At 65.0% G+C, this 25,143-nt stretch carries 26 protein-coding genes; 16 read left to right on the forward strand and 10 right to left on the reverse strand.

Annotated elements, in window-relative coordinates; all coding sequences use genetic code 11:
• The first annotated feature begins 79 nt into the window (after positions 1–79).
• Both CXY73_RS20770 and cofE read left to right on the forward strand, forming a co-directional pair.
• Positions 80–1,081 carry a TIGR03557 family F420-dependent LLM class oxidoreductase gene (locus tag CXY73_RS20770; RefSeq protein ID WP_104178766.1) on the forward strand — a complete coding sequence of 334 codons (1,002 nt, stop codon included), beginning with the start codon at positions 80–82 and terminating at the stop codon, positions 1,079–1,081.
• Positions 1,082–1,129: 48 nt separating this feature from the next.
• Positions 1,130–1,927, forward strand: coding sequence for a coenzyme F420-0:L-glutamate ligase (cofE, locus tag CXY73_RS20775; protein WP_104135937.1), 798 nt, complete (start codon positions 1,130–1,132; stop codon positions 1,925–1,927).
• 232 nt (positions 1,928–2,159) lie between these two features.
• Here cofE and CXY73_RS20780 read toward each other — a convergent pair whose 3' ends face one another.
• The gene (locus CXY73_RS20780; RefSeq protein WP_146071835.1) at positions 2,160–2,561 is read right to left on the reverse strand and encodes a nuclear transport factor 2 family protein; all 402 of its coding nucleotides are present in this window, start codon (positions 2,559–2,561) and stop codon (positions 2,160–2,162) included.
• A 132-nt stretch (positions 2,562–2,693) separates the two neighbouring features.
• Between CXY73_RS20780 and CXY73_RS20785 the strand changes: the two genes are divergently transcribed.
• From CXY73_RS20785 to cofC, 3 genes are read left to right on the forward strand one after another with little or no spacing between them, the layout of a single operon-like run.
• Complete coding sequence (locus CXY73_RS20785; protein WP_104135918.1) at positions 2,694–2,930, forward strand: AbrB/MazE/SpoVT family DNA-binding domain-containing protein; 237 nt, start codon at positions 2,694–2,696, stop codon at positions 2,928–2,930.
• Positions 2,927–3,343, forward strand: a complete 417-nt coding sequence (locus tag CXY73_RS20790) for a type II toxin-antitoxin system VapC family toxin (protein ID WP_104135917.1) — start codon at positions 2,927–2,929, stop codon at positions 3,341–3,343. The genes CXY73_RS20785 and CXY73_RS20790 overlap by 4 nt, the downstream gene beginning before the upstream one ends.
• Positions 3,324–3,989: a 2-phospho-L-lactate guanylyltransferase gene (gene cofC, locus CXY73_RS20795; RefSeq protein ID WP_233198506.1), complete on the forward strand. Its 666-nt coding sequence runs from the start codon at positions 3,324–3,326 to the stop codon at positions 3,987–3,989. Before CXY73_RS20790 ends, cofC begins: the two co-directional genes overlap by 20 nt.
• 3 nt (positions 3,990–3,992) lie before the next feature.
• Here the strand turns inward: cofC and cofD are convergent, their stop codons facing one another.
• The 5 genes from cofD to CXY73_RS20820 all read right to left on the reverse strand — a co-directional run bounded on the left by cofD (position 3,993) and on the right by CXY73_RS20820 (position 9,327).
• Entirely contained in the window at positions 3,993–4,982 is a 990-nt protein-coding gene (gene cofD / locus CXY73_RS20800; RefSeq protein ID WP_104135915.1) for a 2-phospho-L-lactate transferase, read from the reverse strand.
• A complete protein-coding gene (locus CXY73_RS20805; RefSeq protein ID WP_233198507.1) occupies positions 4,979–5,767 on the reverse strand; it encodes an ABC transporter ATP-binding protein in 789 nt (262 codons plus the stop codon). The genes cofD and CXY73_RS20805 overlap by 4 nt, the downstream gene beginning before the upstream one ends.
• Entirely contained in the window at positions 5,758–6,774 is a 1,017-nt protein-coding gene (locus tag CXY73_RS20810; protein ID WP_104135935.1) for a putative F420-0 ABC transporter permease subunit, read from the reverse strand. The genes CXY73_RS20805 and CXY73_RS20810 overlap by 10 nt, the downstream gene beginning before the upstream one ends.
• 40 nt (positions 6,775–6,814) lie before the next feature.
• Complete coding sequence (locus tag CXY73_RS20815) at positions 6,815–7,801, reverse strand: putative F420-0 ABC transporter substrate-binding protein (RefSeq protein WP_104178768.1); 987 nt, start codon at positions 7,799–7,801, stop codon at positions 6,815–6,817.
• Between the two features lie 161 nt (positions 7,802–7,962).
• Complete coding sequence (locus CXY73_RS20820) at positions 7,963–9,327, reverse strand: PLP-dependent aminotransferase family protein (RefSeq protein ID WP_104178769.1); 1,365 nt, start codon at positions 9,325–9,327, stop codon at positions 7,963–7,965.
• A gap of 152 nt (positions 9,328–9,479) precedes the next feature.
• Between CXY73_RS20820 and CXY73_RS20825 the strand changes: the two genes are divergently transcribed.
• The 5 genes from CXY73_RS20825 (at position 9,480) to CXY73_RS20845 (ending at position 15,932) form a co-directional block, all read left to right on the forward strand.
• Complete coding sequence (locus CXY73_RS20825; RefSeq protein ID WP_104135912.1) at positions 9,480–10,355, forward strand: nitrilase-related carbon-nitrogen hydrolase; 876 nt, start codon at positions 9,480–9,482, stop codon at positions 10,353–10,355.
• 79 nt (positions 10,356–10,434) lie between these two features.
• Positions 10,435–11,868 (forward strand): dihydropyrimidinase, encoded by a 1,434-nt coding sequence (hydA, locus tag CXY73_RS20830; protein WP_104178770.1) that lies wholly within the window; start codon positions 10,435–10,437, stop codon positions 11,866–11,868.
• A gap of 9 nt (positions 11,869–11,877) precedes the next feature.
• A complete protein-coding gene (locus CXY73_RS20835; RefSeq protein WP_104178771.1) occupies positions 11,878–12,894 on the forward strand; it encodes a TIGR03842 family LLM class F420-dependent oxidoreductase in 1,017 nt (338 codons plus the stop codon).
• A gap of 46 nt (positions 12,895–12,940) precedes the next feature.
• Positions 12,941–14,296 carry an aspartate aminotransferase family protein gene (locus CXY73_RS20840; RefSeq protein WP_104178772.1) on the forward strand — a complete coding sequence of 452 codons (1,356 nt, stop codon included), beginning with the start codon at positions 12,941–12,943 and terminating at the stop codon, positions 14,294–14,296.
• A gap of 136 nt (positions 14,297–14,432) precedes the next feature.
• Positions 14,433–15,932, forward strand: coding sequence for a CoA-acylating methylmalonate-semialdehyde dehydrogenase (locus CXY73_RS20845; RefSeq protein ID WP_104178773.1), 1,500 nt, complete (start codon positions 14,433–14,435; stop codon positions 15,930–15,932).
• A 14-nt stretch (positions 15,933–15,946) separates the two neighbouring features.
• Here CXY73_RS20845 and CXY73_RS20850 read toward each other — a convergent pair whose 3' ends face one another.
• The gene (locus CXY73_RS20850; protein WP_104178774.1) at positions 15,947–16,861 is read right to left on the reverse strand and encodes a LysR family transcriptional regulator; all 915 of its coding nucleotides are present in this window, start codon (positions 16,859–16,861) and stop codon (positions 15,947–15,949) included.
• A gap of 63 nt (positions 16,862–16,924) precedes the next feature.
• On the opposite strand from CXY73_RS20850, the gene CXY73_RS20855 reads away from it, so the two are divergent.
• The 3 genes from CXY73_RS20855 to CXY73_RS22160 all read left to right on the forward strand — a co-directional run bounded on the left by CXY73_RS20855 (position 16,925) and on the right by CXY73_RS22160 (position 18,900).
• Entirely contained in the window at positions 16,925–17,113 is a 189-nt protein-coding gene (locus CXY73_RS20855) for a hypothetical protein (protein ID WP_104178775.1), read from the forward strand.
• Positions 17,114–17,206: 93 nt separating this feature from the next.
• Positions 17,207–17,755, forward strand: a complete 549-nt coding sequence (gene pyrE / locus CXY73_RS20860; protein ID WP_104178776.1) for an orotate phosphoribosyltransferase — start codon at positions 17,207–17,209, stop codon at positions 17,753–17,755.
• Positions 17,755–18,900, forward strand: a complete 1,146-nt coding sequence (locus tag CXY73_RS22160; RefSeq protein ID WP_158254176.1) for a hypothetical protein — start codon at positions 17,755–17,757, stop codon at positions 18,898–18,900. The genes pyrE and CXY73_RS22160 overlap by 1 nt, the downstream gene beginning before the upstream one ends.
• A gap of 5 nt (positions 18,901–18,905) precedes the next feature.
• Here CXY73_RS22160 and CXY73_RS20875 read toward each other — a convergent pair whose 3' ends face one another.
• On the reverse strand, positions 18,906–19,706 hold the full coding sequence (locus CXY73_RS20875) for an HAD-IIA family hydrolase (protein ID WP_104135901.1): 801 nt from the start codon (positions 19,704–19,706) through the stop codon (positions 18,906–18,908).
• Between the two features lie 178 nt (positions 19,707–19,884).
• Positions 19,885–20,529 (reverse strand): metal-dependent transcriptional regulator, encoded by a 645-nt coding sequence (locus CXY73_RS20880; RefSeq protein WP_104135900.1) that lies wholly within the window; start codon positions 20,527–20,529, stop codon positions 19,885–19,887.
• A 291-nt stretch (positions 20,530–20,820) separates the two neighbouring features.
• Between CXY73_RS20880 and CXY73_RS20885 the strand changes: the two genes are divergently transcribed.
• Positions 20,821–22,563 carry a leucine-rich repeat protein gene (locus CXY73_RS20885; protein ID WP_158254177.1) on the forward strand — a complete coding sequence of 581 codons (1,743 nt, stop codon included), beginning with the start codon at positions 20,821–20,823 and terminating at the stop codon, positions 22,561–22,563.
• 107 nt (positions 22,564–22,670) lie between these two features.
• On the opposite strand, the gene CXY73_RS20890 is transcribed toward CXY73_RS20885, so the two are convergent.
• Entirely contained in the window at positions 22,671–23,942 is a 1,272-nt protein-coding gene (locus tag CXY73_RS20890; protein ID WP_104135898.1) for an Nramp family divalent metal transporter, read from the reverse strand.
• A gap of 75 nt (positions 23,943–24,017) precedes the next feature.
• Between CXY73_RS20890 and CXY73_RS20895 the strand changes: the two genes are divergently transcribed.
• Both CXY73_RS20895 and CXY73_RS20900 read left to right on the forward strand, forming a co-directional pair.
• Entirely contained in the window at positions 24,018–24,668 is a 651-nt protein-coding gene (locus CXY73_RS20895; RefSeq protein WP_369831268.1) for a TrmH family RNA methyltransferase, read from the forward strand.
• Between the two features lie 42 nt (positions 24,669–24,710).
• Positions 24,711–25,079, forward strand: coding sequence for a nuclear transport factor 2 family protein (locus CXY73_RS20900; RefSeq protein WP_104135897.1), 369 nt, complete (start codon positions 24,711–24,713; stop codon positions 25,077–25,079).
• Positions 25,080–25,143: the final 64 nt, after the last annotated feature.

The raw sequence follows: 25,143 nt of genomic DNA on the forward strand, positions 1-25,143 counted from the left end.
CGAATGCGGCCCGAGCCGTGTTGCGATTGAATGGGTACGCAGTTGATAGGTACAGTCACCAATGCGCAGGAAGGTCACAATGACGGAGTTGCAGATTGGCTATGCGGCCATGTTGGAGCAGTTCGCACCGGCCGAGGCGGTCGCTCTTTCGGCCTACGCCGAGGAGCACGGCTTCACCGGCGTGATGGCGGCCGACCACTTTCAACCGTGGGTTCCGGCCCAGGGCCAGTCGAGTTTCGTCTGGAGCGTGCTTGCCTCGATCGCCGAGCGCACCACGGGTGACTTCGGCCCCGGCGTGACCGCGCCGACCTTTCGCTGGCACCCGGCCATGGTCGCCCAGGCCTCCGCAACGCTTGCTTCGATGTATCCCGGCCGGCACTGGCTGGGCCTGGGTTCGGGTGAAGCCCTGAACGAGCACATCGTCGGCGGCTACTGGCCCGAAGCTCCCGAACGCATCAACCGCATGTTCGAGGCCATCGAAATCATCTCGAAGCTGTTCACCGGCTCGATCGCCGGTAAGGACGTCAAGCATTCCGGCCAGTTCTTCAAGCTCGAGTCAACCCGGTTATGGACCATGCCCGAGATCGCTCCGGAGATTCTGGTTGCCACCGCCGGACCGGTCACCGCTAAGCGCGCCGGTCGCCTGGCCGATGGCCTCATCACGGTCGGCGCTCCGCTGGAGAAGATCTCAATGCTGTTCGGCAAGTTCGATGACGGTGCCCGCGAGGCCGGCAAGGACCCTTCGGCGATGCCCAAGGTGCTGCAGCTGCACATGAGCTGGGCCGAAACCGACGAAGAGGCCAGGACCAACGCGCTGCACGAGTGGCCGAACGGTGGCATGAAGTTTCCGAAGGGGGACATTCGTTCACCGTTCGAGTTCGAGCAGATGGCCAAGCTGGTGCGCCCCGAAGATTTCGAGGGCCGCATGATCATCTCGGCCGACCCCGACGAACACCGCAAGTACATTCAGAAGTTCGTCGACCTCGGCTTCGATCGCATCTACCTGCACAACGTGGGCCGCAATCAGAAGCAGTGGATCGACGTCTTCGGTGCATCCGTTCTGCCGAAGCTCGTTCGGTAGATGACGTACGATTCCCGGCCCGACGCCGCGGCCGCTGAAGTGGGCGCTATGGAGCTATTCGGCCTCAAGGTGTTCACCCTCGGTGGTTTTGGCGAGATTCAGGCTGGCGACGACCTCGCCGACCTGATCGCCGAGGCCGCACAGTCGCGCCTGATAGACGGCGATATTCTGGTCGTGACCAGCAAAATCGTCTCCAAAGCCGAAGGACGTTTCGCCCGCGCCGCCGATCGGGAACAAGCGATCACCGACGAGACCGTGCGCATCGTGGCGTCGCGGGCGTACCCCGGCGGCCTCACCCGCATCGTCGAGAACCGGCAGGGCCTGGTCATGGCGGCGGCCGGCGTCGACACCAGCAATGCGCCCGACGGGGTGGTGCTGTTGCTGCCGGTTGATCCGGATAAGTCGGCGCGTGCCATCTGCGCGGCCCTGCGCGAACGCACCGGACTGCGGCTCGGCGTGCTCGTGACCGACACCGCCGGACGCCCGTGGCGGGAAGGCCAGACCGACATTGCCATTGGTGCGGCCGGGCTCGCGGTACTCGATGACCTGCGCGGCACAACGGATGCCTCCGGTCGCCGCCTCGACGTCACCGTCGCGGCGGTCGCCGACGAGATCGCCGGCGCCGCCGACCTGGTCCAAGGCAAGACCAGCGGCAACCCGGTCGCTGTGATCCGCGGTCTCGGTCGACTGGTCGGAGAAATGGATGTCGCCGGTGCGCGGGCGCTGCAACGGCCGAGCGACACCGACATGTTTCGACTCGGCACGGCTGAGGCCCGCGCCGAAGGGTACGCGGAGGGTTTCGCGGCCGGGCGCGCCGCCGGCGGTGCGACGGGTTCGGCCAGCTGAGCTTCGCGGGGCGGGCCGGGCAGTGCGCGGCCGTTTCCTGCAGGCGCTGTCGTGACCGGCTCGCGCGCCTGGCTTGTCAGCCGCGCGAGCAACAGCGAGGTGCTGGCGCAGCACATGGCAGCGCGACCCGTGCCGTCCGCCAGCCGGAGCCGGGCGTGTCTGCAGCAATTGGTCCCGCCATCCACTCTGCTGGAAACCGGGCCTGCCGGACGCGCCTCGCAGGCGAAGAATCCTAGATCGAGATGGTGAGGTTCTGGATCAGGCCGGTCTCGGGCTCGAGTTCGAAGCGGTAGCTCAGGTCGACGCTGCGGCCCGGAAAGTTGCCCTCGATGCGATTGATGACGGTCGTCGCTGACTCGTCTGTCTCGGTACCCAGCAGCGTCGTGGTGTACTCAAACTCCGCGGCGCTGCCCGCCAGCCAGGCCGCGATGGCCGCTTCGCCGGTGTACGTCTTGCCGTCATCCACGACGACAGCGTTTTCGACGAAGGTCTGGCGGGCTGACGCTGGCTTGGCGCTGACGCTGCGCTCAAGGTAGGTGACAACCGCCATGGGGAGCGCCCGAGCCTGTGCGGTGGGTGACTGTGTGGTGGGTGACTGTGCGGTAAGTGACTGTGCGGTGAGTGACGCTGACATGGGACCTCCTGGGCCGTTCCAACGAACGTAGTCGGGTCGATGGATGTATCTACTCGACCCTTGAGGCTACCGCGCCGGGTGGTCCCTGGAGCGTGCTCGCCAGAGAGGGAAAGCGCTGGTAACGTAATCCCTATGGAAGTAACTCTCGATGCCGTCGGCCGGCTCATGGTCCCCAAGGCCCTGCGCGATGCACTGGGACTCCACCCCGGGTCAACCGTGGATATTTCTCAATACGGTAGTGGGCTGCAGGTTCTGCCAGCGGGACGGACAGCCCGACTCGTCGACGAAGCCGGGGTGCTGGTGGCTGCGTCCTCGACTCCCATCGACGATGACATCGTCTTTGGCCTGATCGATGCCGGACGCCGTTGAAGACGCTCGTCGCACTCGATACCAGCGTCGCGATTCCCCTGCTCGTAACGAGCCACCGGGCGCACCGAGCGGTTGTCGACTGGTGGCAGGGACGTGAGGTGGCGCTTGCCGGGCACGCGCTGGCTGAGACCTATTCGGTGCTCACGCGGTTGCCCGGTGACGCACGGCTTGACCCCGAATCGGCGTCCCGACTCTTGGCGACGCGGTTTGTGACACCGGTCCTGATGTCCGCTGAAACGGCACGTCGGTTGCCGACAGTCCTCGCAGACCTGGGTCTTGCCGGTGGTGCTGTCTACGATGCATTAGTGGCCCTCGCGGCACAGGAGAATGACTGTGTTCTCGCCACCCGAGATGCTCGTGCCAAAGCGACCTATGATGCCATTGGCGTTCGGCTTGAAGTCGTTGGCCGCTAACTCGTTGGCCGCCGGCTGGGTCGTCGTGGTGCCGGTCAAAGGAAGCTCGGGCGCCAAGAGCCGGCTCGGGAACATGCCGGAGCGGGCGGCGCTCGCCGACACGATCGCTCTCGACACGGTGACGGCGCTACTCGCAGCATCCGCCGTGGACCGCGTGTTCGTGGTGACCGGCAGCGGGCGCCTCGGTATTCGCCTCGCTGCCCTCGGGGCGGTGATCGTGCCGGAAACGGTGGCCAACACCACGGGGCACGACCGGCTAAACGCCGCGATCGAGCAGGGCATCGCCGCGGCCCGGCTCGTTTGCCCGGATGCGAACCTAGCCGTGATGACCGGGGACCTGCCCGCCCTGCGATTGGCCGATGTCGACACCGTGTTCGGGCTCGCCGCGGCACATCTGCGCTCGATGGTGCCGGACGCCGAAGGCATTGGCACGACGACTCTGTTGGCCCGAGCGGGCGTCATGTTGGTGCCCCGGTTCGGCCTGGACTCCCGCGCCGCGCACGAGAAGGCCGGCCACGTGGTGCTCGATCTACCGTCGCGCTCATCGATTCGGCGCGACGTGGATACCGCCGCCGACCTCGACGTGGCACGCGCGCTCGGGCTCGGGCCGAACACGAGCGTGCTGCTCGATAGTGTTCAGCACTGAAGTTTAGTTAGCGGCAACCAGACGCAGCGCGGCGCCGGCCAGCGCGGTCGTGGTGGGCAGGTCGGTCATCCACAGTGGCACCGCAGCTGAGCGGATGCCGGCGGCCGCCAGCGCGGGCAGCGCCGTGGCATCCGTTTCATCGATCAGCCAGCCATCGAGTATCCCGCCGGAATGCCGCGACCCATAGTGCAAACCCACGCCCACAGCGGTCGTCTCCACTCCAATTGTCGACAGACACGCGTCGGCCATCCCACGCACCGCCACGCCGCCGATGATCGGGGACACCCCGACCACTTGGGCGGCCGTGGAGCGCAGGGCGTCGCGCACGCCAGGCACCGCCAGAATCGTGCCGACCGACACAACCGGATTCGACGGCGGAAGCACAACGAAGTCGGCCGTGTTGATGGCTTTGAGTACACCCGGAGCGGCGACCGCGTCGGTGAGTCCGCGCTGGATGAATCCGCTCACGGCTACCCGAGCGCGGTACCGAACCCACCATTCCTCAAAGTGAATATAATCGCCACTAGCATGTTCGTCAATATTCTCCGCGAGGCATACGTGAGTTTCGACCGGCTGATCGCTCATCGGCAACAGCCGCACCCCCGGCTGCCAGCGGCGGCAGAGAAACTCGGTCGCCTCCGACAGGGTAGAGCCATTTCGCAGCAGATCGGTTCGTACGATGTGCGTGGCGAGGTCGAGGTCCCCGAGTGTAAACCACGACCAGCCGCGACCATAGGCGGCGATCTCGGCTGAGGTCCGGCGGGTTTCAGCGGGTCGGCCCCAGCCCTGCTCCTCGTTGATACCACCGCCCAGCGTGTACATGATTGTGTCGAGGTCGGGGCAGATCCGCAGCCCGTCGAGCCACAGGTCGTCGCCGGTGTTCACGATCACAGTGACCGCCGTATCGGGTGCTGCAACGGCGAGGTGCGCCAGCAGCCCCCGGGTGAAGCGGGCGCCTCCGACCCCTCCGGCCAGGACAGTGACATTTCTCATATGTTTCCCTTCGATGTGGGGGCCGAGTAGACGATAACCGGATGCCCTCCGCGTGGATGCGCCAGAATGAAACAGTCCACCCCATAGACGGCTCCGATAATTTCGGGGGTCAGCACCTCGGCGGGCGTGCCAGCGGCGACCAGTCGACCCGCGTCGAGCAGCAGAATGTGGTCACAGTACGCGGCGGCGAGGTTGAGGTCGTGCAGCGCCATGATCGCCGTCAATTGCAGGTCGCGCACCTGAGCAAGCAGCGACAGCTGGGCGCTTACATCGAGGTGGTTGGTTGGTTCGTCGAGTAGCAACAGGCTCGGTTGCTGCGCCATCGCCCGGGCAATTTGCACGCGCTGCTGCTGCCCGCCACTGAGGGTCTGCCAGGATCGGTCGGTGAGTGATGCCGCGCCGACCGAGGCGAGGGCTCTCAGGGCGACAGCGCGGTCATCCCCGGCGGCGAACGAGCCGAGCAGTCGGCTGCGATGCGGAATACGCCCGAGCAGCACTACCTCGAGCACGGTGAGTTCCACACTCGGCGACGCGTTCTGTTCGAGCAGGGCGATGCGGCGGGCCGCTTCGCGGCGCGGTAGGGATCCAACCGTGACGCCGTCGAGGTCGACGGTGCCTCCAGCCGCTTGTTCGATGCCAGCCACGAGGCGCAGCAGCGTGGATTTTCCGGCACCGTTCGGCCCGAGCAGCCCGGTCACGCTGCCGGTGGGCATCGACGCGGAGATGTCGCGCAAAATCATGCTGCCGTCGATGCCGAACGACAGACCGTTCAGGTCTACGCCCACAAATGCGATTTCTTTCTCTTGATCAGCAAAATAAACACCGGCACGCCGATGAAGGCTGTGATGATGCCGACCGGAAGCTCGCGCGGATCGAACACCGTGCGAGCGAGCGTGTCGGCGATGACCAAAAACAGCGCGCCGCAGACGGCGACGAGCGGCAGCAGCCGGCGATGGCCCGGCCCGCTGATGCCGCGCACGAGGTGCGGCAGAATGAGTCCGACGAACCCGATCGATCCACTGACGGCCACCATGGCTCCGGTCAACAGCGCGACCGCACCGAGCAGCGCCCAGCGGGTGCGGTTGACATTGATACCGAGGCTCGCCGCCGAGGTATCACCGAAGGCGAATGCGTCAAGCCGGGTCGCCGACAAAAGGATGCCGGTGCCGACGACCGCCACGGCCGTCGCCGCGATCGCGACGCTCTCCCAGGTGGCGCCGGCCACCGAGCCGAGCAGCCAGTTGAGAATCTCCCGGTAGGAGTCGCCCTTGGCCGCCCAGAAAATGATGAACGAGGTCAGGGCGCCGGCGAGTTGGGCGATGGCCAGCCCGGCGAGCACAGCCCGCACCGGGGTGATTGTTCCGCCGACCTTGGCGATGCTGAGCGTCGCCACGAGGGCCAGCAATGCCCCGGCAAACGCTGCAACCGGCAGGGCGAAGCCGATGCTGAGAATGACCACGCAGACCGCGCCGACGGATGCCCCGCTCGAGAGTCCGAGCAGGTACGGGTCGGCGAGGGGGTTACGCGTCACGCTCTGCATCACCGCGCCGCTGATGGCGAGGCCGGCGCCGACCAGCGCGGCCGTGAGTACCCGTGGCAGTCGCAGTTGCCAGACGATCGAGTCGACCAGCAAAGGCACCGGCTCGGTCGCGAGGCCGAGGTGCGCGCCGATACTGCCGGCCACCTGCGCCAGGCTGACTGCGGCTGGCCCGATGGTCACCGCTACCCCGCACACGACGACGAGGGCAACCGCCGCGGCCACGAGCCAGGCGAGGTACCTGCTCCGGGTCACGAACCCCACCGAACGGGACGCGAGAGCGGCCAGGAGCGGCTCACTCGAAGCTGGAGAGTTGGGCGATGGCGGAAGAGGCAGCCTCGACGTTGCGCGGGCCGGCCTCGGTCGCCGCGAACGGCAAAATGACGTAGCGCTGGTTTTTCACGGCGTCGAGCACCTGAGTGGCCGGGTCGGATTCCAGGTGGGCGATCTTGGCCGCCGCGGTGTTCCACGTGGCGTCAACGAGCACGATGACGCTCGGGTTGGCCTCGATGATCGATTCCCAGCCGACCGAGGTCCAGGTGTCGACCACGTCAGCAAAGATATTGCTGAGCCCGGCGGCCTCCATAATTATGGCCGGCGAGCCGATGCCCGCGCCAACGTAGGGGGTGGTCGTGCCGCTCGAGTACCAGACTGCGGTGGTCCCCGCCGAGGCCGGTTCGAGCGCGGCGAGCTCGGTCTCCAGGGTGCTGACCAGATCGGCGGCGGCATCCGCTGCCCCGAAGAGCTCACCGGCCTCGGTGATTTCGGTGAACACGGTCTCGAAGGTGAGCGGGCTGGGCATGGCGTCGCCCTTGCAGGCGGCCGGCGAGACGTAGCTTCCGATGCCGAGTTCGGCGAGACCGGCCCGTTCGCCCACGCCGTCGGCGGTGAAGTTGGACTCCCACCCGCCGTAGATGAAGTCGGGGTTCAGACCGAGCACGGCCTCCCGCCCGGGCAGAAAGTCGCTGATCACGTTGAGGTCGGCGCCTTCGGCGGCGAGTGAATCGGGCAGCGGGCCGTCGAGAAAGGCCGATCCGACAATGCGGTCGCCGAGCCCGAGGGCGAGCAACAGTTCGGTCGCCGAGGACTTGATCGACACGATGCGTTCCGGCGCGGCCGCGACGGTCAGGCTCGTGCCGCAGTTGTCGACGGTGACCGGGTAGTTCGCACTGGCGGCTGGAGTCTCGGTGGGTGAGACGGCGGGGGTGGCCGTGGCGGCGCATCCGCTCAAAAACAGGGCCCCGGCGGCAAGAGCGGCGGCGCGCGCGGTAATTCGAAACATGAGGTCTCTTTCGACTCGTCACGGTGGGCTGCACGAAGCAGCGCGGGCGCAAACTGGCACGGTGTCGTTGGCACAGTATTGGTGGACCTCAGCCCAAATCCAGGCCAGCGGGGCCGGTCAAAGCAAACCGGTGGTCTGCCTCAACTCTAAACCCGGCGGCACTACGCCCAGCGCGCACCGATCGGGTGTACGGCCGAATCAGACGGATGCGCCGCCGCGGCCAGCGCTTCGGCTACCGGTCGCACGTCATCGGGCAGGGCGCCGGCGGTCACCCGAATGAACGCGGGACCGCCCTTGGTCGCCAGGAACGGCGAGCCGCCGGCCACCCGAATGCCCGAGGCGGCGAGGCGTACCAGGGCATCGCGCTCGTTCTGCACCGGCAGCCAGGTGTTGATGCCGTCGGCTTGCCTGACGTTGAGTCCGAACTCGCGGAGCGCCTCGGAGAGGGCGCGTTGCCGCGCAAAGTAGATGTGACGGGCCTCGCTGACCCGCGCCAGGCTGTCGCCGGTGGTGAGCAGGTCGTGCAGAATAGTCTGCAGCATGCGACTGGTCCAGCCGGGGCCGAGTAGGCGCCGCGACACAATCGGTTCGATGAGCGCAGCGGGACCGCCCAGCGCGGCCATGCGCAGGTCGGGGCCGTGCGTCTTCGAGAAGCTGCGCACGTGCAGGGTGCGCTCGGGCAGCCACCGGCCGAGACTCACATCGGGCGCGATGCTGATATCCGCCGAGTGATCGTCCTCGATCACGATGGTCTTCGACGCGGCGCCCGCGCGCAACAGCCCGGCTAGCTGCTCGGCACGCTTGAGGCTCATCGACGTCCCGGTCGGGTTGTGGGCGCGCGGCTGCAGAATGACAGCGACCGGGCCGAGCTTGAGCGCTGCGGCAAAATCGGCGGGAACCAGGCCGTGCTGATCGACGGCCACCGGCAGGCGTTCGAGGCCGAGCTGGTCGAGCAGGTCGAAGAACGGCGGAAACGATGGGTTCTCCACGATGACCCGGTCGCCGAACCGGGTCACTGCGTCGAGGCTGCGCGAAATGGCGTCGAGAGCGCCGTCCACGATGGTGATCGTCTCCACCGGGTACGGCCATGAAGCCTGCAGCACCTCGAGGAGCTCCGGAATGATCGGCAGGTCGTGATAGCTCGGGGTAACCGCGCGCTGTGCAACCCGGGAGAGCGCAGGTCCCAGCGGCGGCAACAACCGCGGGTCTGGCGTACCGCGGGAGAGGTCGAGCCGGGCGGGGCCAACCGCGCCGATCATGGACTGGCTGCGAGCCGGCAACCAGTTGGGCGCTTTGTCCTGCACGAAAGTGCCGCCGCGGCCGCGCGACACGATCAGCCCGACCGCCGCGAGCGCCTGCCAGGCGTGGCTGACGGTCGCGGGGCTCACACCGAGCTCGCCGGCCAGCACCCGCACGGTGGGCAGGCGGTCGCCCGGTGTGAGGCGCCCAGAGGTGATCAGCCGCCCAATGGCAGCGGCGATCCCCGCGGGGGTGCGTTGCTCAATTTCGTCGATAAAGTTCTGCATTGCCCTTGCCTCTGACTGCGTTGGCCGACAGGATGATTAATGCGTGCGATACACAGAGAAACACATTTGAAATGTTTACGTCAAATAATAACAATACGAACAACGCGGTTCGTAACGGTCATTGACTAACGAAAGCAAGTGGAAGGCACAGCATGAGTAACGGCACCACCTCCGATACCAGGAACATTGTTCGTACGGCTATCACTCAGGCCACCTGGACCGGCGACGAAGAATCGATGATTCAAAAGCACGAGGGCTTCGTGCGTACCGCGGCCGCTCAGGGCGTGCAGGTGATCTGCTTTCAGGAACTCTTTCACGGTCCCTACTTCGGCATCGTGCAAGACGCCAAGTATTACGACTACGCCCAGCCCGTGCCCGGCCCCATTGTTGAGCGGTTTCAAAAGCTCGCCGCCGAGTACAACATGGTCATCGTCGTGCCGATGTACGAAGAAGAACAGCCCGGCGTGCTCTACAACACCGCAGTGGTCATCGACGCCGACGGAACCTATCTCGGCAAGTACCGCAAGCACCACATCCCGCACCTGCCGCAGTTCTGGGAGAAGTTCTACTTTCGCCCGGGCAACACTGACTACCCGGTTTTTGACACCAAGTACGGCAAGATCGGCGTCTACATTTGCTACGACCGCCATTTTCCCGAGGGTTGGCGAGTACTCGGCCTAAACGGCGCCGAGATCGTGTTCAATCCCTCGGCGACCAAGCCGGGGCTGTCCAACCGCCTGTGGGAGCTCGAGCAGCCAGCTGCCGCGGTCGCCAACCAATACTACGTCGGCGCGAACAACCGTATCGGCAATGAGAAGTCCGAATTCGGCGACGAGGCCGTGACGTTCTACGGAAGCTCTTACTTCGTTGACCCCAAGGGCAACTACGTGGGCGAGCGAGCCTCGACCGACACCGAGGAGATCGTCGTGCGCGACCTCGACCTCGGCGTCATTCGCGAGGTGCGCAACTCCTGGCAGTTCTACCGCGACCGTCGCCCCGACTCGTATGAGGCCCTCGTCGCTCCTTGAAGCGCATAGAACGGATGCTGCCGACCGACCCGGTCGGCGGCATCCGCTGGCCCTGACACTTTTGAGCGAAGAGGATGCCATGAAGACTTTGATCAAGAACGGCACCGTGGTCAATGCCACGGGCCGAGGAGTCGCCGATGTGCTCATCGACGGGGAGCAAATCGCTGCCGTGCTCGCGCCCGGCTCGAACCTGCTCGGCTTCGATGTCGCGGGCAATGTCGACCGCATCATCGACGCCAGCGGCAAATACGTCATCCCCGGCGGTATCGACGCCCACACCCACATGGAGATGCCGTTCGGTGGCACCCAGGCCAGCGACACCTTCGAAACCGGAACCCGTGCTGCTGCCTGGGGCGGAACGACGAGCATCGTCGACTTCGTCGTGCAGTACACCGGCGAGGACGTGCTCGAGCGCTACGCCGCCTGGCAGCAGAAGGCTGCCGGCCAGTGCGCCATCGACTACGGCTTTCACCAGATCCTCAGTGACGTGCAAGACAGCTCACTGACCGCAATGGACGAACTCGTCAACGAGGGCGTCTCGAGTTTCAAACTGTTCATGGCCTACAAGGGCGTGTTCCTCAGTGATGACGGTCAGATCGTCAAAGCCATGCAGCGCGCGGCCACGAACGGCAGCATGATCATGATGCACGCCGAGAACGGCAGTGTCATCGACCTGCTCGTGCAGCAGGCGGTCGCCGCCGGTAACACCAGCCCGCTGTACCACGGCCTCACCCGGCCCTGGCAGGCCGAAGAAGAGGCCACCCATCGGGCGATCATGCTCGCCAACCTCACCGGCGCTCCTCTCTATATAGTGCACGTTTCAGCTAAACAGGCCGTGGACCAGATTGCCGAAGCTCGGCACAACGGGCAGAACGTGTTCGGCGAGACCTGCCCGCAGTACCTCTACCTCTCCCTCGAAGACAATCTCGGCGCTCCGGGTTTTGAGGGGGCCAAGTGGGTGTGCTCGACGCCGCTGCGCGCCAGGGTCGAGGGTCATCAGCATCACATGTGGCAGAGCCTGCGCACGAACGACATCCAGATGGTCTCCACCGACCACTGCCCGTTTTGCATGAAAGGGCAGAAGGACATGGGCCTGACCGACTTCTCCAAGATTCCCAACGGCATCGGCTCGGTCGAGCACCGGATGGACCTGCTGTATCAGGGCGTCGTTGACGGCAAGATTTCCCTCGAACGCTGGGTCGAGGTCTGCTCCACCACCCCGGCGCGCATGTTCGGCATGTACGGCCAGAAGGGCGTGATCGCGCCCGGCGCCGACGGCGACGTCGTCATCTACGACCCGAACGGGCACACGTCGATCGGGATGCCTGAAACGGGAAGGGTGAAGACCCATCACATGAACATGGACTACTCCGCCTGGGAGGGCTACGAGATCGACGGCCACGTCGACACCGTCATCTCCCGCGGCAAGGTCGTCATCGACGGCTTCGCCTACCTGGGCACCAAGGGTGATGGCCGCTACATCAAGCGCGGCCTGAGCCAGTACCTGATCTAAGGGAAAACCATGGATTTCGGAGCAGTACTGCAGACCAACCCGCCGTCGGCGCGTACCGTGCAACTGGCAAAACTGGCCGAGGCACACGGTTACAGCCACGTCTGGACTTTTGACTCACACCTGCTCTGGCAGGAACCCTATGTGATCTACAGCCGCATCCTGGCCGAGACCAGCAAGATCATCGTCGGACCCATGGTCACCAACCCGGCGACGCGCGACTGGACCGTGACGGCGTCGACCTTCGCGACCCTCAACGAGATGTTCGGGAACCGTACCATCTGCGGCATCGGCCGCGGCGACTCGGCGGTGCGCACCACCAACGGCGCCCCGACCACCCTCAAGACCCTGCACGAATCGATCCACGTCATTCGCGAGCTCGCCAACTCCCGCCCGGTCGAATACAACGGTGCCACGGTGCAGTTTCCGTGGAGCCACGGCTCGAGCCTGGAACTGTGGGTCGCCGCCTACGGTCCGCTCGCGCTCAAACTTGCCGGTGAGGTCGGCGACGGTTTCATTCTGCAAATGGCTGACCTCGATGTCGCCAAGTGGATGATCGAGAGTGTGCGCACCGCCGCCTCGAACGCCGGCCGCGACCCATTAAGGATTAAATTCTGCGTCGCCGCCCCGGCCTACATCGGCGAAGACTGGGAACACATGCGCAACCAGTGCCGCTGGTTCGGGGGCATGGTCGGCAATCACGTGGCCGACATCGTTGCCAAGTACGGCGCCGATTCCAATATCCCCACTGCTCTCACCGACTACATCAAAAACCGTGAGGGTTACGACTACAACCAGCACGGTAAGGCGGGCAACGAGCACGCCGCTTTCGTGCCCGACGAGATCGTCGACCGGTTCTGCCTGCTCGGCACCGCGAAAGACCACCTCGAGAAGCTCGAGGCACTCAAGGAGCTCGGCGTCGACCAGTTCGCCAGCTATCTGCAGCACGACAACAAGGAAGAAACCATGCGCGTCTACGGCGAAACCCTGATTCCAGCCCTCACCGACTCCATCATGGCCACGAAGTAGCATTTTTCATCTCCACCACCACCGACCCAGAAAGCCAGCGATATACGTGACTGACACCAGCACACACACTGTCCCTCCCGCAGCCACCGGAGGGACGCCAAGTCTCAATGCGCACACGAGCGAACTCGACCGGGCCCATGTCTTCCATTCCTGGTCGGCGCAGGCGGCGCTGAAGCCGCTCGTCATCGCCGGCGGGCTCGGCTGCCGAGTCTGGGACCACGATGGGCGCAGTTATCTCGACTTTTCGAGTCAATTGGTGAACGTGAATATCGGCCATCAGCATCCGTCGGTGGTGAAAGCCATCACCGAGCAGGCCGCTCTGCTGAGCACCATTGCACCGTCGACGGCGAACCTGGCGCGCGGCCAAGCCGCCCAGCGCATCACCGATCGCGCCCCGGCGGGATTCAACAAGGTCTTCTTCACCAACGGGGGAGCGGATGCGAATGAGAACGCCATGCGCATGGCCCGCCTGCACACGGGTCGTGACAAGGTGCTCTCCCTCTATAAGTCGTATCACGGCAACACCGGGGCGGCCGTGGTCGCCACCGGCGACTGGCGCCGCATTCCGAACGAATACGCGCGTGGCCACGTGCACTTCTTCGGCCCGTTTCTCTACCGCAGCGAATTCTGGGCCAGCAGCGAAGAGGAGGAATGCGCCCGCGCGCTGCACCACCTCGAACGCGTCATCCAGGGTGAAGGCGTCTCGGCGGTTGCGGCCATTTTGCTCGAGTCGATTCCCGGAACCGCTGGAATCATGATGCCTCCGGCCGGCTACCTGCCCGGGGTGCGCGCGCTCTGCGACAAGTACGGCATCGTGCTCATCCTCGACGAGGTCATGTGTGGCTTCGGTCGCACCGGCAACTGGTTCGCCTTCGAGGCGTACGACGTCGTGCCCGACCTGATCACTTTCGCCAAGGGCGTCAATTCCGGTTACGTACCCACCGGCGGCGTGATCATCTCCGACGCCATCGCGGCGACCTTTGACGAGACGGTCTTTCCCGGCGGACTGACCTATAGCGGGCATCCGCTCGCCATGGCGTCGATCGTAGGTGCGCTCGATGCGATGAAAGCCGAGGGCATCGTCGAGAACGCCGCCCGCATCGGCCACGACGTGCTCGAGCCGGGGCTGCAGGCGCTGCAGGCCCGGCATTCGATCATCGGCGAAGTGCGCGGTGTCGGCGTGTTCTGGGTACTCGAACTCGTCGCCGACCCGCAGACTCGCGAGCCGGTGAGCGGCGCCGTCATGGCTCGGGTCAAGGCCGAGCTGCTCGGGCGCGGCCTGCTGCCGTTTTTGGTGGAGAACCGCATCCACGTCGTGCCGCCGTGCGTCGTCACCGACGCCGAGGTCGCCGAGGCACTCGCCATCTACGACGAGGTACTCAGCCTCGACCTGCTCTCTTAACCCCACTCCGGTAGTCGGGTCCCCCATTGGCCTCGATCACCAAAACGCGCGTTGGTCTAGCCGGTCGAGACCGCCATGCGAAAACCGATGGCGATTTCGAAAAGCCAGCCCAGCGCATCCACTGAAAGGATCACCCATGACCGACACTCCCACCATTCAGCACTACATTGACGGCGCCGCTGCCACCGGAACCTCGACCCGTACCGCTCCCGTTTTCAACCCGGCCACCGGCAAAGTCGCCAAGAACGTGCTGCTTGCGAGCACCGCCGACCTCGACGCGGCCGTCGCCGTTGCCCAGGCGGCCTACCCCGCCTGGCGCGACCTGAGCCAGGCTCGCCGCCAGACCATCATGTTCAACTTTCGCGAACTGCTGAACGCGCGCAAGGGCGACCTAGCCGAGATTCTCACGGCCGAACACGGCAAGGTCACCTCCGATGCGCTCGGTGAGATCGTTCGAGGCCTCGAGGTTGTCGAATTCGCGCTCGGTATGCCGCACCTTTCCAAGGGTGACTACTCCGAGAACGTCTCGACCGGCGTCGACGTGTACACGCTGCGCCAGCCGCTCGGCGTCGTCGGTATCATCAGCCCGTTCAACTTTCCGGCGATGGTGCCGCTGTGGTACTTCCCGATCGCGATCGCGGCCGGCAACACTGTTGTGCTCAAGCCGAGCGAGAAGGACCCGTCCTCGTCGAATTGGCTGGCCGAGTTGTTCACCGAAGCCGGCCTGCCCGCCGGGGTGTTCAACGTCGTGCACGGCGACAAGGAAGCTGTCGATGCGTTACTCGTGCACCCCAACGTGCAGGCGATCTCCTTCGTAGGCTCCACCCCGATCGCTCGCTACATCTACGAGGAGGCCGCCAAGCACGGCAAGCGCGTGCAGTCACTCGGCGGCGCCAAGAATCACATGCTCGTGCTGCCCGATGCCGACCTCGACCTGGCAGCGGATGCCGCCGTCAACGCCGGTTTCGGATCCGCCGGTGAGCGCTGCATGGCCATCAGCGTCATCGTCGCCGTTGAGCCCGTCGCCGACGAGCTCATCGCAAAGATCGCCGAACGGGTCAAGAGCCTCACCGTCGGCGACGGCATGCGCGGCTGCAACATGGGCCCGCTGATCACAAAGGTGCACCGCGACAAGGTTGCCGGGTACATCGACATTGCCCAGGCCGACGGGGCCGACGTCGTCATCGACGGGCGCGACATCACGGTGGACGGCGACCCGGACGGCTTCTGGCTCGGCCCGACATTATTCGACAAGGTCAGTGTCGACTCGGCCGTGTACCTCGACGAGATCTTCGGACCGGTGTTGTCGATCGTGCGCGTGGCAAGCTACCAGGAAGGCCTCGACCTCATCAACGCGAGCCAGTACGGCAACGGCACCGCGATCTTCACCAACGACGGCGGGGCCGCTCGTCGGTTCCAGAACGAGGTGCAGGTCGGCATGGTCGGCATCAACGTGCCGATTCCGGTGCCGGTCGCGTACCACTCCTTCGGTGGTTGGAAGAACTCGCTGTTCGGCGACGCGAAGGCCTACGGTCCCGCCGGTGTCAACTTCTTCACCCGCGAGAAGGCGGTAACGAGTCGGTGGCTAGACCCGAGCCACGGAGGTATCAACCTGGGTTTCCCGCAGAACCACTAGGTTCTCTCGCGAAGCTATTTGGCGGTCTGGGATTGTTGCACCCTCGACGCCTCGCGGCGCAGGGACTCTATTACGGTGCGCACGGCCAGGCGTTCGGCACGGTCTGGGCGCATGAGCGCCACAATTTGACGCTCGGATTCGATGCCGCGCAGGGGTTTCAGCACGAGGCGGCCCGGCTGTCCGCCGCCGGAGGTGTAGCGCGGCACGAGCGCGATACCGAGCCCGGCGATCACGAACGATTCGATCAGCGCGAGGTCGGCGAACCGCTGCGACATCGACAGCCGTGCGCCGGCCTCCTGCTCGATCGCGTGCAGAATGCGCTCGAACGGGTACCCTTCGGTCACGCCGATCCAGGTCTCGCCGATCAGGTCGCTCGGGCGCACCCAGGTGCGATCAGCAAGCGGATGCCCCACCGGCAGTCCCACATCCAGCGGCTCGGTCATCAACGGCACCACTTTCAGGCCGCGGCCCGCCCAGGACAGCTGCCCGCTCATCGAGTGCGCCAGCACGATGTCGTACTCGGCTGTGAACGCGGGAAAGTCGCTCAGCTCGGGGTCCTCGTCGGCGCAATTGAGTACGAGGTCGGGCCTGAGGTGCTTGATCACGCCGGGCAGCAGCATCTGGCCGGCGGTGGGAAAGGTCACGAGGCTCACTTCGCCGGTGGCGAGGTTTCGAAATTCGTCCCAGAGGGCGGTCGCCTTCGCGAGTGACACCGCGACATCCGTTGCGCTCCGGGCGAGGGCGCGGCCGGCGTCGGTGAGTACGAGGCCGCGACCCTGACGCTGGGTGAGTGGCAGACCGGCTTCGCGTTCGAGCACTTTCAGCTGTTGGGAGACGGCTGAGGGGGTGCGGTGGGTGGCCAGGGCGACCGCCGTGACGCTGCCTCGGTCGGCGAGTTCGCGGAGTAGTTCAAGTCGTTGCACGTCCATGTAGTTAGCCTAAACAGTTCGTGCAGTATAAAACGATTGTGCTGCACGGTTACTGGTGGTGTAGTGAAAGAGTCGTTTACGAGCAGTGTCGCCTCCGTGCCGGGCTACTTCTTCTCCTCTGAAAGGCACCTCGTGTTCATCCTCATCGCACTCCTGCTCGTTGCCGTTGTCTCTATCGCCGCCCTCGTTGTCGAGGTTCGCCGTGATGGCTACCGTCAGGTCGAGCGTCGCAACCTGGTGCGCGTCTTCTAGCTCGCACTTCTCTTCCCTTCTCTCCACCCTGCTGGAATCCCCACCGCTGCCTCGACTGCAGTCGGCTGTGAGCCATGCCCTAAGCTGGCGAGCGTGACTGATACGCGGCAGAGACTCATCGACTTCATCTCGGCCGAGGCCGTCTTTCACGGCGACTTCGTTCTCACGAGCGGCAAGAAGGCCACGTATTACGTGGACATGCGCCGGGTGAGCCTCGACCATCGAGTCGCCCCGCTCATCGGGCAGGTCATGCTCGACCTCATTCAGGACGTTCCCGACGTCGTCGCCGTCGGCGGCATGACCATGGGCGCCGACCCGATCGCCGCCGCCGTCATGCACCAGGGCGTGGCCCGCGGCGCGAGCTACGACGCGTTCGTGGTGCGTAAAGAGCCGAAGGACCACGGCCGCGGCCGCCAGGTCGAGGGCCCCGAACTCGCTGGCAAGCGCGTGATCGTGCTCGAAGACACTTCGACGACTGGGGGTTCGCCACTCGCCGCCATCGAAGCCCTGCAGAAGATCGGGGCTGAGATCGCCGGCGTCGCCGTGGTGGTAGACCGCGACACCGGTGCCCGCGAAGTGATCGAAGCCGCCGGCTACCCCTACCTCGCTGCGATCTCCCTTGAGGACCTGGGGCTGAGCTAGTGGCACCAGACGACGACGAGCGCGGAATCGACTGGCTCGCGTCGCAGCTCGGCCAGCCCGTCGGTCAGTCGGGTGTGGAATCCGGTGCGGATTCGACGGTGGCATCCGGTCCTGACGAAGCTGATGCCACCGCTTCTGTTGTTCCTGTCACGCTTGCTTCGGCCAAGCTCGGGCGAAGGGCCCGACGCGTCGCTGAGGCAACGGCCGAGCCGGTTGCCGCTGTCGAGCCGGCACCCGTCACTCCTACAGCCCCGGCGGAGACCGTCACCGTGCCCATCTCTGAAACGGATGCTGTCGCGCAGGGCCCGGCGGCGAGCATCCGCTCTCAGGCCGGTGAGGACGTCGTCGATCAGCCGACCGAACTGCTGGCGGTACCGGGTGCTTTCGATCAGCCGACCGAGTTGCTGCCTACCCCGGGCACGTTCGGTGCCGCGCAGTCTGGGGCCAGCGGCGCTACGGCCGCCACGACCGTCATCGCCGGAGCCGCGACCCCGATCGAGGCGCCGACAGCCACCGAGCCGCCGAGCCGCCACCGCTCCCGGCGTGGCACCGGCGGTGCCCGCCAGGCCGGCCTAGTCTGGACAGCCGTCGGATTGCTTGCGGCCATCGTGCTTGCTGCACTGTTTTATCTGGGCCAACGGCTCGTCGCGAGCCCGGTTCCGATGTCCGCGCCCACCCAATCCGCTTCGCCCACACCAACACCAACACCAACTCCCACGCCGACCCCGACCCCGACGCCGGAGATCACCGCGATGCAGCCGGCTGGCGTGCACGAGTGGAACACCCTGTTCGGCGGGGAATGCCTTGAACCCTACGTCTCGCCGTGGGAAGAAGATTTCACGGTCGTCGATTGCGCGGCCTCGCATGCGGCTCAGCTGGTGTTTCGCGGCGACTTTGGCGGCGACCAGACCACGGTCTTTCCGGGCGAGGCTGCATTGGCTGCGCAGATCAACCTGCTCTGCACGAGCCCCGGAATTCTGGACCTGAACGCGGCCAGTGCCTACCCGAACCTGCAGATGCAGGGCAGCTACCCGATCACCGAAGAACAGTGGACAGACGAGCCGCGCAACTTCTACTGCTTCGCCAGCCGTGCCTCGGCCGAGCCGCTCAGCATGAGCATCATGGGAGCCGGCCCCGGAGTCTGAACGGCCTAGAGTTCGTCGCTCTCGATCAGCTCGGTGGCGAGTAGTTCGTGCACGCCAGCCACGATTTCATCTGGCCGAAATGGGTACCGGTTGATCTCGGCCTCGTCACTGATGCCGGTCATCACGAGAATCGTGTGCAACCCCGCCTCGATACCGGCGACAATGTCAGTGTCCATCCGGTCACCGATCATGCCGGTGTTCTCCGAGTGCGCGCCGATCTTGTTCATCGCCGAGCGAAACATCATCGGGTTGGGCTTGCCGACAACATAGGGTTCCATGCCGGTGGCCTTGGTGATGAGCGCTGCAATTGCCCCGGTCGCCGGCATCGGGCCGTCCTTGCTCGGTCCGGTCGCATCCGGATTCGTCGCGATGAACCGCGCCCCGCCCAGAATCAGCCGAATCGCCTTGGTGATGGCCTCGAACGAATAGTTGCGCGTCTCGCCAACCACGACATAGTCCGGAGAGGTTTCGGTCATGATGAACCCGGCTTCGTGCAGCGCGGTCGTGATGCCGACCTCGCCGATCACAAACGCGGTGCCGCCGGAGACCTGCGACTTAAGAAAGTCCGCCGTCGCGAGCGCCGAGGTCCAGATGCGGTCCTCCGGCACGTTCAGCCCGCTCGAACGCAGCCGGGCGCTCAGGTCACGCGGCGTGAAAATGGAGTTATTGGTGAGCACCAGAAACGGCGTTCCGGAGTCGGTCCACTGCTGCAGCAGCTCGGCTGCACCGGGCAGGGCCTGGTTCTCGTGCACGAGCACACCGTCCATGTCGGTGAGCCAGCATTCGATTTCGTCGCGTCGTGCCATCAGGCCCTCCTTCTCGTCGACTCTCAGCCTAGCCGCGCGAGGTTGTGCCTCGGTTACATCTCAGGCAATGAAGCGGAGGCCGCGGTCTCACCCGAAATCGCCCGCCCGCTACTAACCGTGAACTTTCTGGGTTGCATCTTAGACTTCTGAGCTGGGGTCCACACGGCTGGCCTGCACCTCAGGCGGTGACCCAGATCGACGCGGCAGCAGCGGGCGTGACCAGCCGGCTCTGGCCATCCGCTAACACGATGGTCAGCGGCGCCGCGAGCGTGAACGTGGTACCGGGGCCGATCAGGTCGGCGGCGAGCTCGCGCAGCACGAGTGGGTCGCGGTCGCTGATGCGCAGCACGACTCCGGCGTGCCCGACCGAGGCGTCGGCGAACAGCACGGCGGGCTCCCGTAAGACAGTACCGTCGGCGGCGGGAATGGGGTCACCGTGCGGATCGTGCGTCGGAAATCCGAGCCGGGCGCTGATCGCCTCGAGCAGACGATCCGAGATGGAGTGCTCGAGAATCTCGGCCTCGTCGTGCACCTGATCCCAGTCATAGCCCATCTCGCCGACCAGCCAGGTTTCGATCAGGCGATGCCGGCGCACAACGGCGGTCGCGCGCAGCCGGCCGGCATCCGTTAGCGCGAGCGGACCATAGGGAACGTGGGTGATCAGCCCGCCGGCAGCGAGCTTCTTCACCATTTCGGTAACGGATGACGGCGCCACCCCCAGCCGCACCGCCAGCGCCGACGGGGTGATCAGGTCGCTCTGCCACTCGGTATGGGAGTAGATGGTCTTGAGGTAGTCCTCGGCGGCGCCGGTCGTGTAGGTCATTTCCCTTTCAGAGTAGCAAGTTGGCTGACGGGGCAGCCAATGCCAGGCGAGTCGATACCGTCGGCCAACACTCGAGAGCTACCGAAGCTGCCGGGGGGCACGTTGTTGGGCGGAATTTGGGCGATCTCGGTACTGGGATTTCGGCACTGGTTTTCTGCACAAATTGACCCAGATGGGGGGTAAATGGGCAATTCACACCATACGATCAGAATTCGGCGTCTCGCCGAGAAATTGCTGTGCACGACGGGCTCTGCCGGCGTGACAGGGATGGGTTAGCTAATGGAGGTCGCAGTGCGCAGGTTTTTTTCGGTTTCGCGAGGTAATTCGTCGCGGGTAGTGGCGGCATCCGTTGCAGGAGCGCTGATTCTAGGCTCGGCGCTGGTCGCGGCTCCCGCGCAGGCAGCGATGACCGACCTGACCATAGATGACGTCGTTTACGCATTCGACGATGCAACGATGAGCGCAACAGCGACAATATATGAAGGCTCCGCGACGACGCTCGCGTTTCCCGAGAGTTTCCCGGGTGTGTACGCGCCCTATACCCTCACCGCTATTGGCGAGGAAGCCTTCCAATTTGCCTCGTTGACCTCGGTAACCCTCCCCGAGGGGCTGCGCACCATTGGTGCGGCAGCCTTCCAATATGCCTCGTTGGCCTCGGTAACCCTCCCCGAGGGGCTGCGCACCATTGGTGACAACGCGTTTTCCGGCACAATCTTGGGTGCGTCTGTTGCCATTCCGGCGTCGGTGACCAGTATCGGCAACTCCGCTTTCTCCGGAAATAATATGACCGCGGTCACCTTTCAGGACGCGGGGGCTCTCGCCACTATTGGCAACACTGCCTTCTCGTATAACGAATTCACCTCCATTAACATTCCGGGGTCCGTGACCGAAATTGGCAACGATGCATTCGACCACAACCTATTCCTGACCGAGGTGACCCTGAATGAGGGGCTGGAGACGCTCGGCAACTGGGTCTTTGCCCACGCCAATATCCCGTCAGTCGTCATTCCTTCGACGGTTACGAGCCTGGGGCAGGGTGTCTTCTATAACAACACGTCGCTGGCGTCGGTGACGTTTGCCGGCCGTGCGCCCACGTCTTGGGCAGCTCCCGGAAGCAGCGCGTCGCTGGGCGAATCCAACGCGTTGGTCGTTAGCTACCTGGCGGAGTGGGGCTTCGAAATCGTCGGAGACGGCGGGTTCACCTACCCGACTTGGAAGGGCCACAACACTGCGCTCTACGTGGCCGAAGTGCTTGACCCGACCGTGACGTTTGAGCTGAACGGGCACGGCACCGCCGTGAACGCCCAGTCGGTGAGTGCTGGGGATTCAGCAGTTCGTCCAGATGCTCCGTCGGAATCGGGCTGGTTGTTCAGCGGCTGGTACAGCGATGCAGAAGTTCTCCAGGTTCCGTTCGACTTCAGCGCGCCAATGACCGCCGATGTGACCGCGTATGCGAAATGGACGGCAGTGGCCGATGCCCCGACCGATACCCCGACCGATGCCCCGACCGATACCCCGACCGATAACCCGACCGATAACCCGACCGATAACCCGACCGATAACCCTGTTGCCGCAGCGCTGACCCTTGACCTCGACCTGGCTATCGGCGATGTCGTGGCCGGCTCCACGGTCACAGTCTCGGCAGTGGGGTTGCTGGCAGAGTCCGCCTACACGGTGGTCGTGCGTTCGACCCCGGTCACGATCGCGTTTGGATCCGCCAGCCTCGACGGTACGGTCACCGGCACGGGCGTCATACCCGCCGGGCTGGAAGTCGGCGCGCACACCGTCACGTTCAGCGGAACGGCTGCCGACGGCAGCGCTCTCAGCAGCGTCGTGTACTTCACTGTTGGCGCCGGGGGCATTGTGACCTATCTGTCATCCGTTGAAGCGGATGCTGCCTCCGCGGTTACGGCTGCTGCCGCGGCTTCCCTGGCTTCCACTGGCTTCGCTGGTGCGCCGCTCGGCGTCGCTGCGCTGCTGCTGCTGGTGGCCGGAGCCGCGCTCGTCGTTCGGCGTCGTCGGGTCGCCGCGTAGGGCATCCGCTTGTTGCGGCCGTCACCTCGCCAATTGGGCGGGTGGCGGCCGTTTTATTGCGGTCGGCGAACTCGAGCAGCGGGAGGCGCCGACACGTTGGCCGGCCGTTACGCCCCGGTGAAAACGAGCACGAGCAGCACGACGTTCAGCGCTACCAGCGCGAGGGCGCACACTACGCCGGCGGCCGTCGTGAACCAGCGGTTGGTGAAAGTGCCGAGCAGTCCGCGCTGCGCGGTGAGCCAGACCAGCGGAATCAGCGCGAACGGAATGCCGAACGAGAGCACCACCTGGCTGAGCACGAGCGCCTGGGTGGGATCGAACCCGACCCCCAGAATAAGCAGCGCCGGAATCAGCGTCACGAGTCTTCTGAGCAACAGGGGAATACGCACGTGCAGCAGCCCCTGCATAATCTCTGCCCCGGCATAGGCGCCGACCGACGTCGACGCGAGCCCCGATGCGAGCAGTCCCACCGCGAACAGTGTCGCGACGATCGGTCCGAGCGTGTCTTTCAGCGCCGCGTACGCTCCCTCAAGCGTGTCGGTTCCGTCTACACCCTGCAAAGCGGATGCCGCCAGCAGCAGAATCGCGAGGTTCACGGTGCCTGCAATTGCCATGGCGATCGTGACGTCCCATTTTGTTGCCCAGATCAGGCGGCGGGTCGCCTGAACGCCCTGCCATTCCGGGAATCGGTCGCGAGTGAGCGAGGAGTGCGCGTAGATCGCGTGCGGCATGATCGTGGCGCCGAGAATCGAGGCGGCGAGCAGTACCGAGTTGGAGCCCTCGAATCGGGGCACCATTCCGGCGAGCACCCCACCGCCGTCGGGCGGTGAGATGAAAACACCGGCCGTGAACCCCACGGTGATGATGAGCATGAGCATGATGATGACGCGTTCGAAAATGCGCGGTCCCCGCCGCGAGTGCACCATGAGCACGATCATCGAAATGGTTCCGGTGATCACGCCACCCCAGATCAGCGGCAGGTTGAACAGCAGATTGAGGGCGACGGCGCCGCCGATGATCTCGGCGAGGTCGGTGGCCATGGCGACCAGTTCGGCCTGCACCCAGTACAACCGACGGGCGGTGGGCCGTTTCATGCGCACCCCGAGAATCTCGGGGAGGCTCTGCCCGGTGACGATACCGAGCTTGGCCGAGAGGTATTGAATGAGCCAGGCCATCACGTTGCCGGCCACGACCACCCAGACCAGCAGGTAGCCGTAGCGGGCTCCGGCGGTCATATTGCTCGCGACATTACCCGGGTCGAGGTAGGCGACCCCAGCGACGAGGGCGGGCCCGAGTAGCCACAGCAGGCGGCTGGAGGCGACCGTGGTGGGAGCTTGGGCGAGCACACGATCGGCAGCGGGGGCATCCGTTTTAGTCATGCCGAAACCCTAGTCGGAATTTAGGCAGACCGAAAGTCCGAATCTGGGTGCGCGCTGGCGGGTTACGGTTAATCAGTGATCGAACCAGCCGCCCCCACCTTCGCCGCCGACAGCTCCTCACCCGAACGCTCTACCTACGGGGTCGGTCCATGGTCAGGGGAGTGGCCGAGCGAAGATCGTTACGACGCCGAGCTGCTCGAACACGGCGACACCCGAAACGTGATCGACCGGTATCGCTACTGGAATATGGCCGCGATCGTGGCTGACCTGGATGAGCACCGGCATCCGTTTCACGTGGCCATTGAGAACTGGCAGCACGACATGAACATCGGTTCGATCGTGCGCAGCGCCAACGCGTTCGGTGCCGACACCGTGCACATCATTGGACGCCGCCGATGGAACAAGCGCGGCGCCATGGTCACCGACCGCTACCAGCACGTGCTGCACCACGGTGATGTCGCCGCGTTCGTTCAATGGTGTGCCGCAGAGGCGCTGCCGGTGATCGCGATCGACAACGTGCCCGGAAGCGTCATCATCGAGACCTTCAGCTTTCCAGAGCGCTGCGTGCTGCTGTTCGGCCAGGAGGGCCCCGGCCTGTCCGAGCAGGCCATCGCCGCCGCTGAATCCGTCGTCGAAATCAGCCAGTTCGGGTCGACCCGGTCGATCAACGCTTCCGCGGCTGCGGCCGTCACCATGCATTCCTGGGTGGTTCAGCACCGGTTCTGATTTTTCCTTCATACGGTGACCGTTTGGGGCTAGCGTGACGGTATGACTGCGATCACTGACGATCTACCCGCCCGCTTGCTCCACGAAGAAAACGCGGGATGGGAGGCCATTCTGGGCGGTACGGGCGGAGCCTACTACCAGCGCGAAATGACCGACGACGGGTTGATGATCGTGCCCGGCGCTGTCATCACGCGCGACCAGGTCACCGCCTACTTTGACCAAGCGGCGCCGTGGGAGAGCTACGGCATCCACGAGCCCGCCATCATCCGCCTGGGCGAGCACGCCGGCGTCGTCGTCTACAAGGCAATCGCCCGGCGCGGTGAGGTGGTGGCCGAACTGAATATGTCCACTACGTATCTCTTCGTCAACGGCGGCTGGCGCGTCGCGGCCCGGCAGCAGAGTCCGGCGTAGCCTCCGTTCAGCAGCCTGGCGACGGTGAACGCGCCCGATGTGGGTAGTCGCTACGGTGACCCGG

The sequence above is a fragment of the Cryobacterium sp. Y50 genome (genome assembly GCF_002929805.1).
Classification (GTDB): Bacteria; Actinomycetota; Actinomycetes; order Actinomycetales; family Microbacteriaceae; genus Cryobacterium.

Coding starts and splice junctions, on each gene's coding strand:
- CXY73_RS20890 (WP_104135898.1), bottom strand. CDS start 23,942: ATGACTAAAACGGATGCCCCCGCTGCCGATCGTGTGCTCGCCCAAGCT.
- CXY73_RS20875 (WP_104135901.1), bottom strand. CDS start 19,706: ATGGCACGACGCGACGAAATCGAATGCTGGCTCACCGACATGGACGGT.
- CXY73_RS20845 (WP_104178773.1), top strand. CDS start 14,433: ATGACCGACACTCCCACCATTCAGCACTACATTGACGGCGCCGCTGCC.
- CXY73_RS20780 (WP_146071835.1), bottom strand. CDS start 2,561: ATGTCAGCGTCACTCACCGCACAGTCACTTACCGCACAGTCACCCACC.
- CXY73_RS20835 (WP_104178771.1), top strand. CDS start 11,878: ATGGATTTCGGAGCAGTACTGCAGACCAACCCGCCGTCGGCGCGTACC.
- CXY73_RS20770 (WP_104178766.1), top strand. CDS start 80: ATGACGGAGTTGCAGATTGGCTATGCGGCCATGTTGGAGCAGTTCGCA.
- CXY73_RS20825 (WP_104135912.1), top strand. CDS start 9,480: ATGAGTAACGGCACCACCTCCGATACCAGGAACATTGTTCGTACGGCT.
- CXY73_RS20785 (WP_104135918.1), top strand. CDS start 2,694: ATGGAAGTAACTCTCGATGCCGTCGGCCGGCTCATGGTCCCCAAGGCC.
- hydA (WP_104178770.1), top strand. CDS start 10,435: ATGAAGACTTTGATCAAGAACGGCACCGTGGTCAATGCCACGGGCCGA.
- cofD (WP_104135915.1), bottom strand. CDS start 4,982: ATGAGAAATGTCACTGTCCTGGCCGGAGGGGTCGGAGGCGCCCGCTTC.
- CXY73_RS20815 (WP_104178768.1), bottom strand. CDS start 7,801: ATGTTTCGAATTACCGCGCGCGCCGCCGCTCTTGCCGCCGGGGCCCTG.
- cofE (WP_104135937.1), top strand. CDS start 1,130: ATGGAGCTATTCGGCCTCAAGGTGTTCACCCTCGGTGGTTTTGGCGAG.
- CXY73_RS20850 (WP_104178774.1), bottom strand. CDS start 16,861: ATGGACGTGCAACGACTTGAACTACTCCGCGAACTCGCCGACCGAGGC.
- CXY73_RS20880 (WP_104135900.1), bottom strand. CDS start 20,529: ATGACCTACACGACCGGCGCCGCCGAGGACTACCTCAAGACCATCTAC.
- CXY73_RS20900 (WP_104135897.1), top strand. CDS start 24,711: ATGACTGCGATCACTGACGATCTACCCGCCCGCTTGCTCCACGAAGAA.
- CXY73_RS20820 (WP_104178769.1), bottom strand. CDS start 9,327: ATGCAGAACTTTATCGACGAAATTGAGCAACGCACCCCCGCGGGGATC.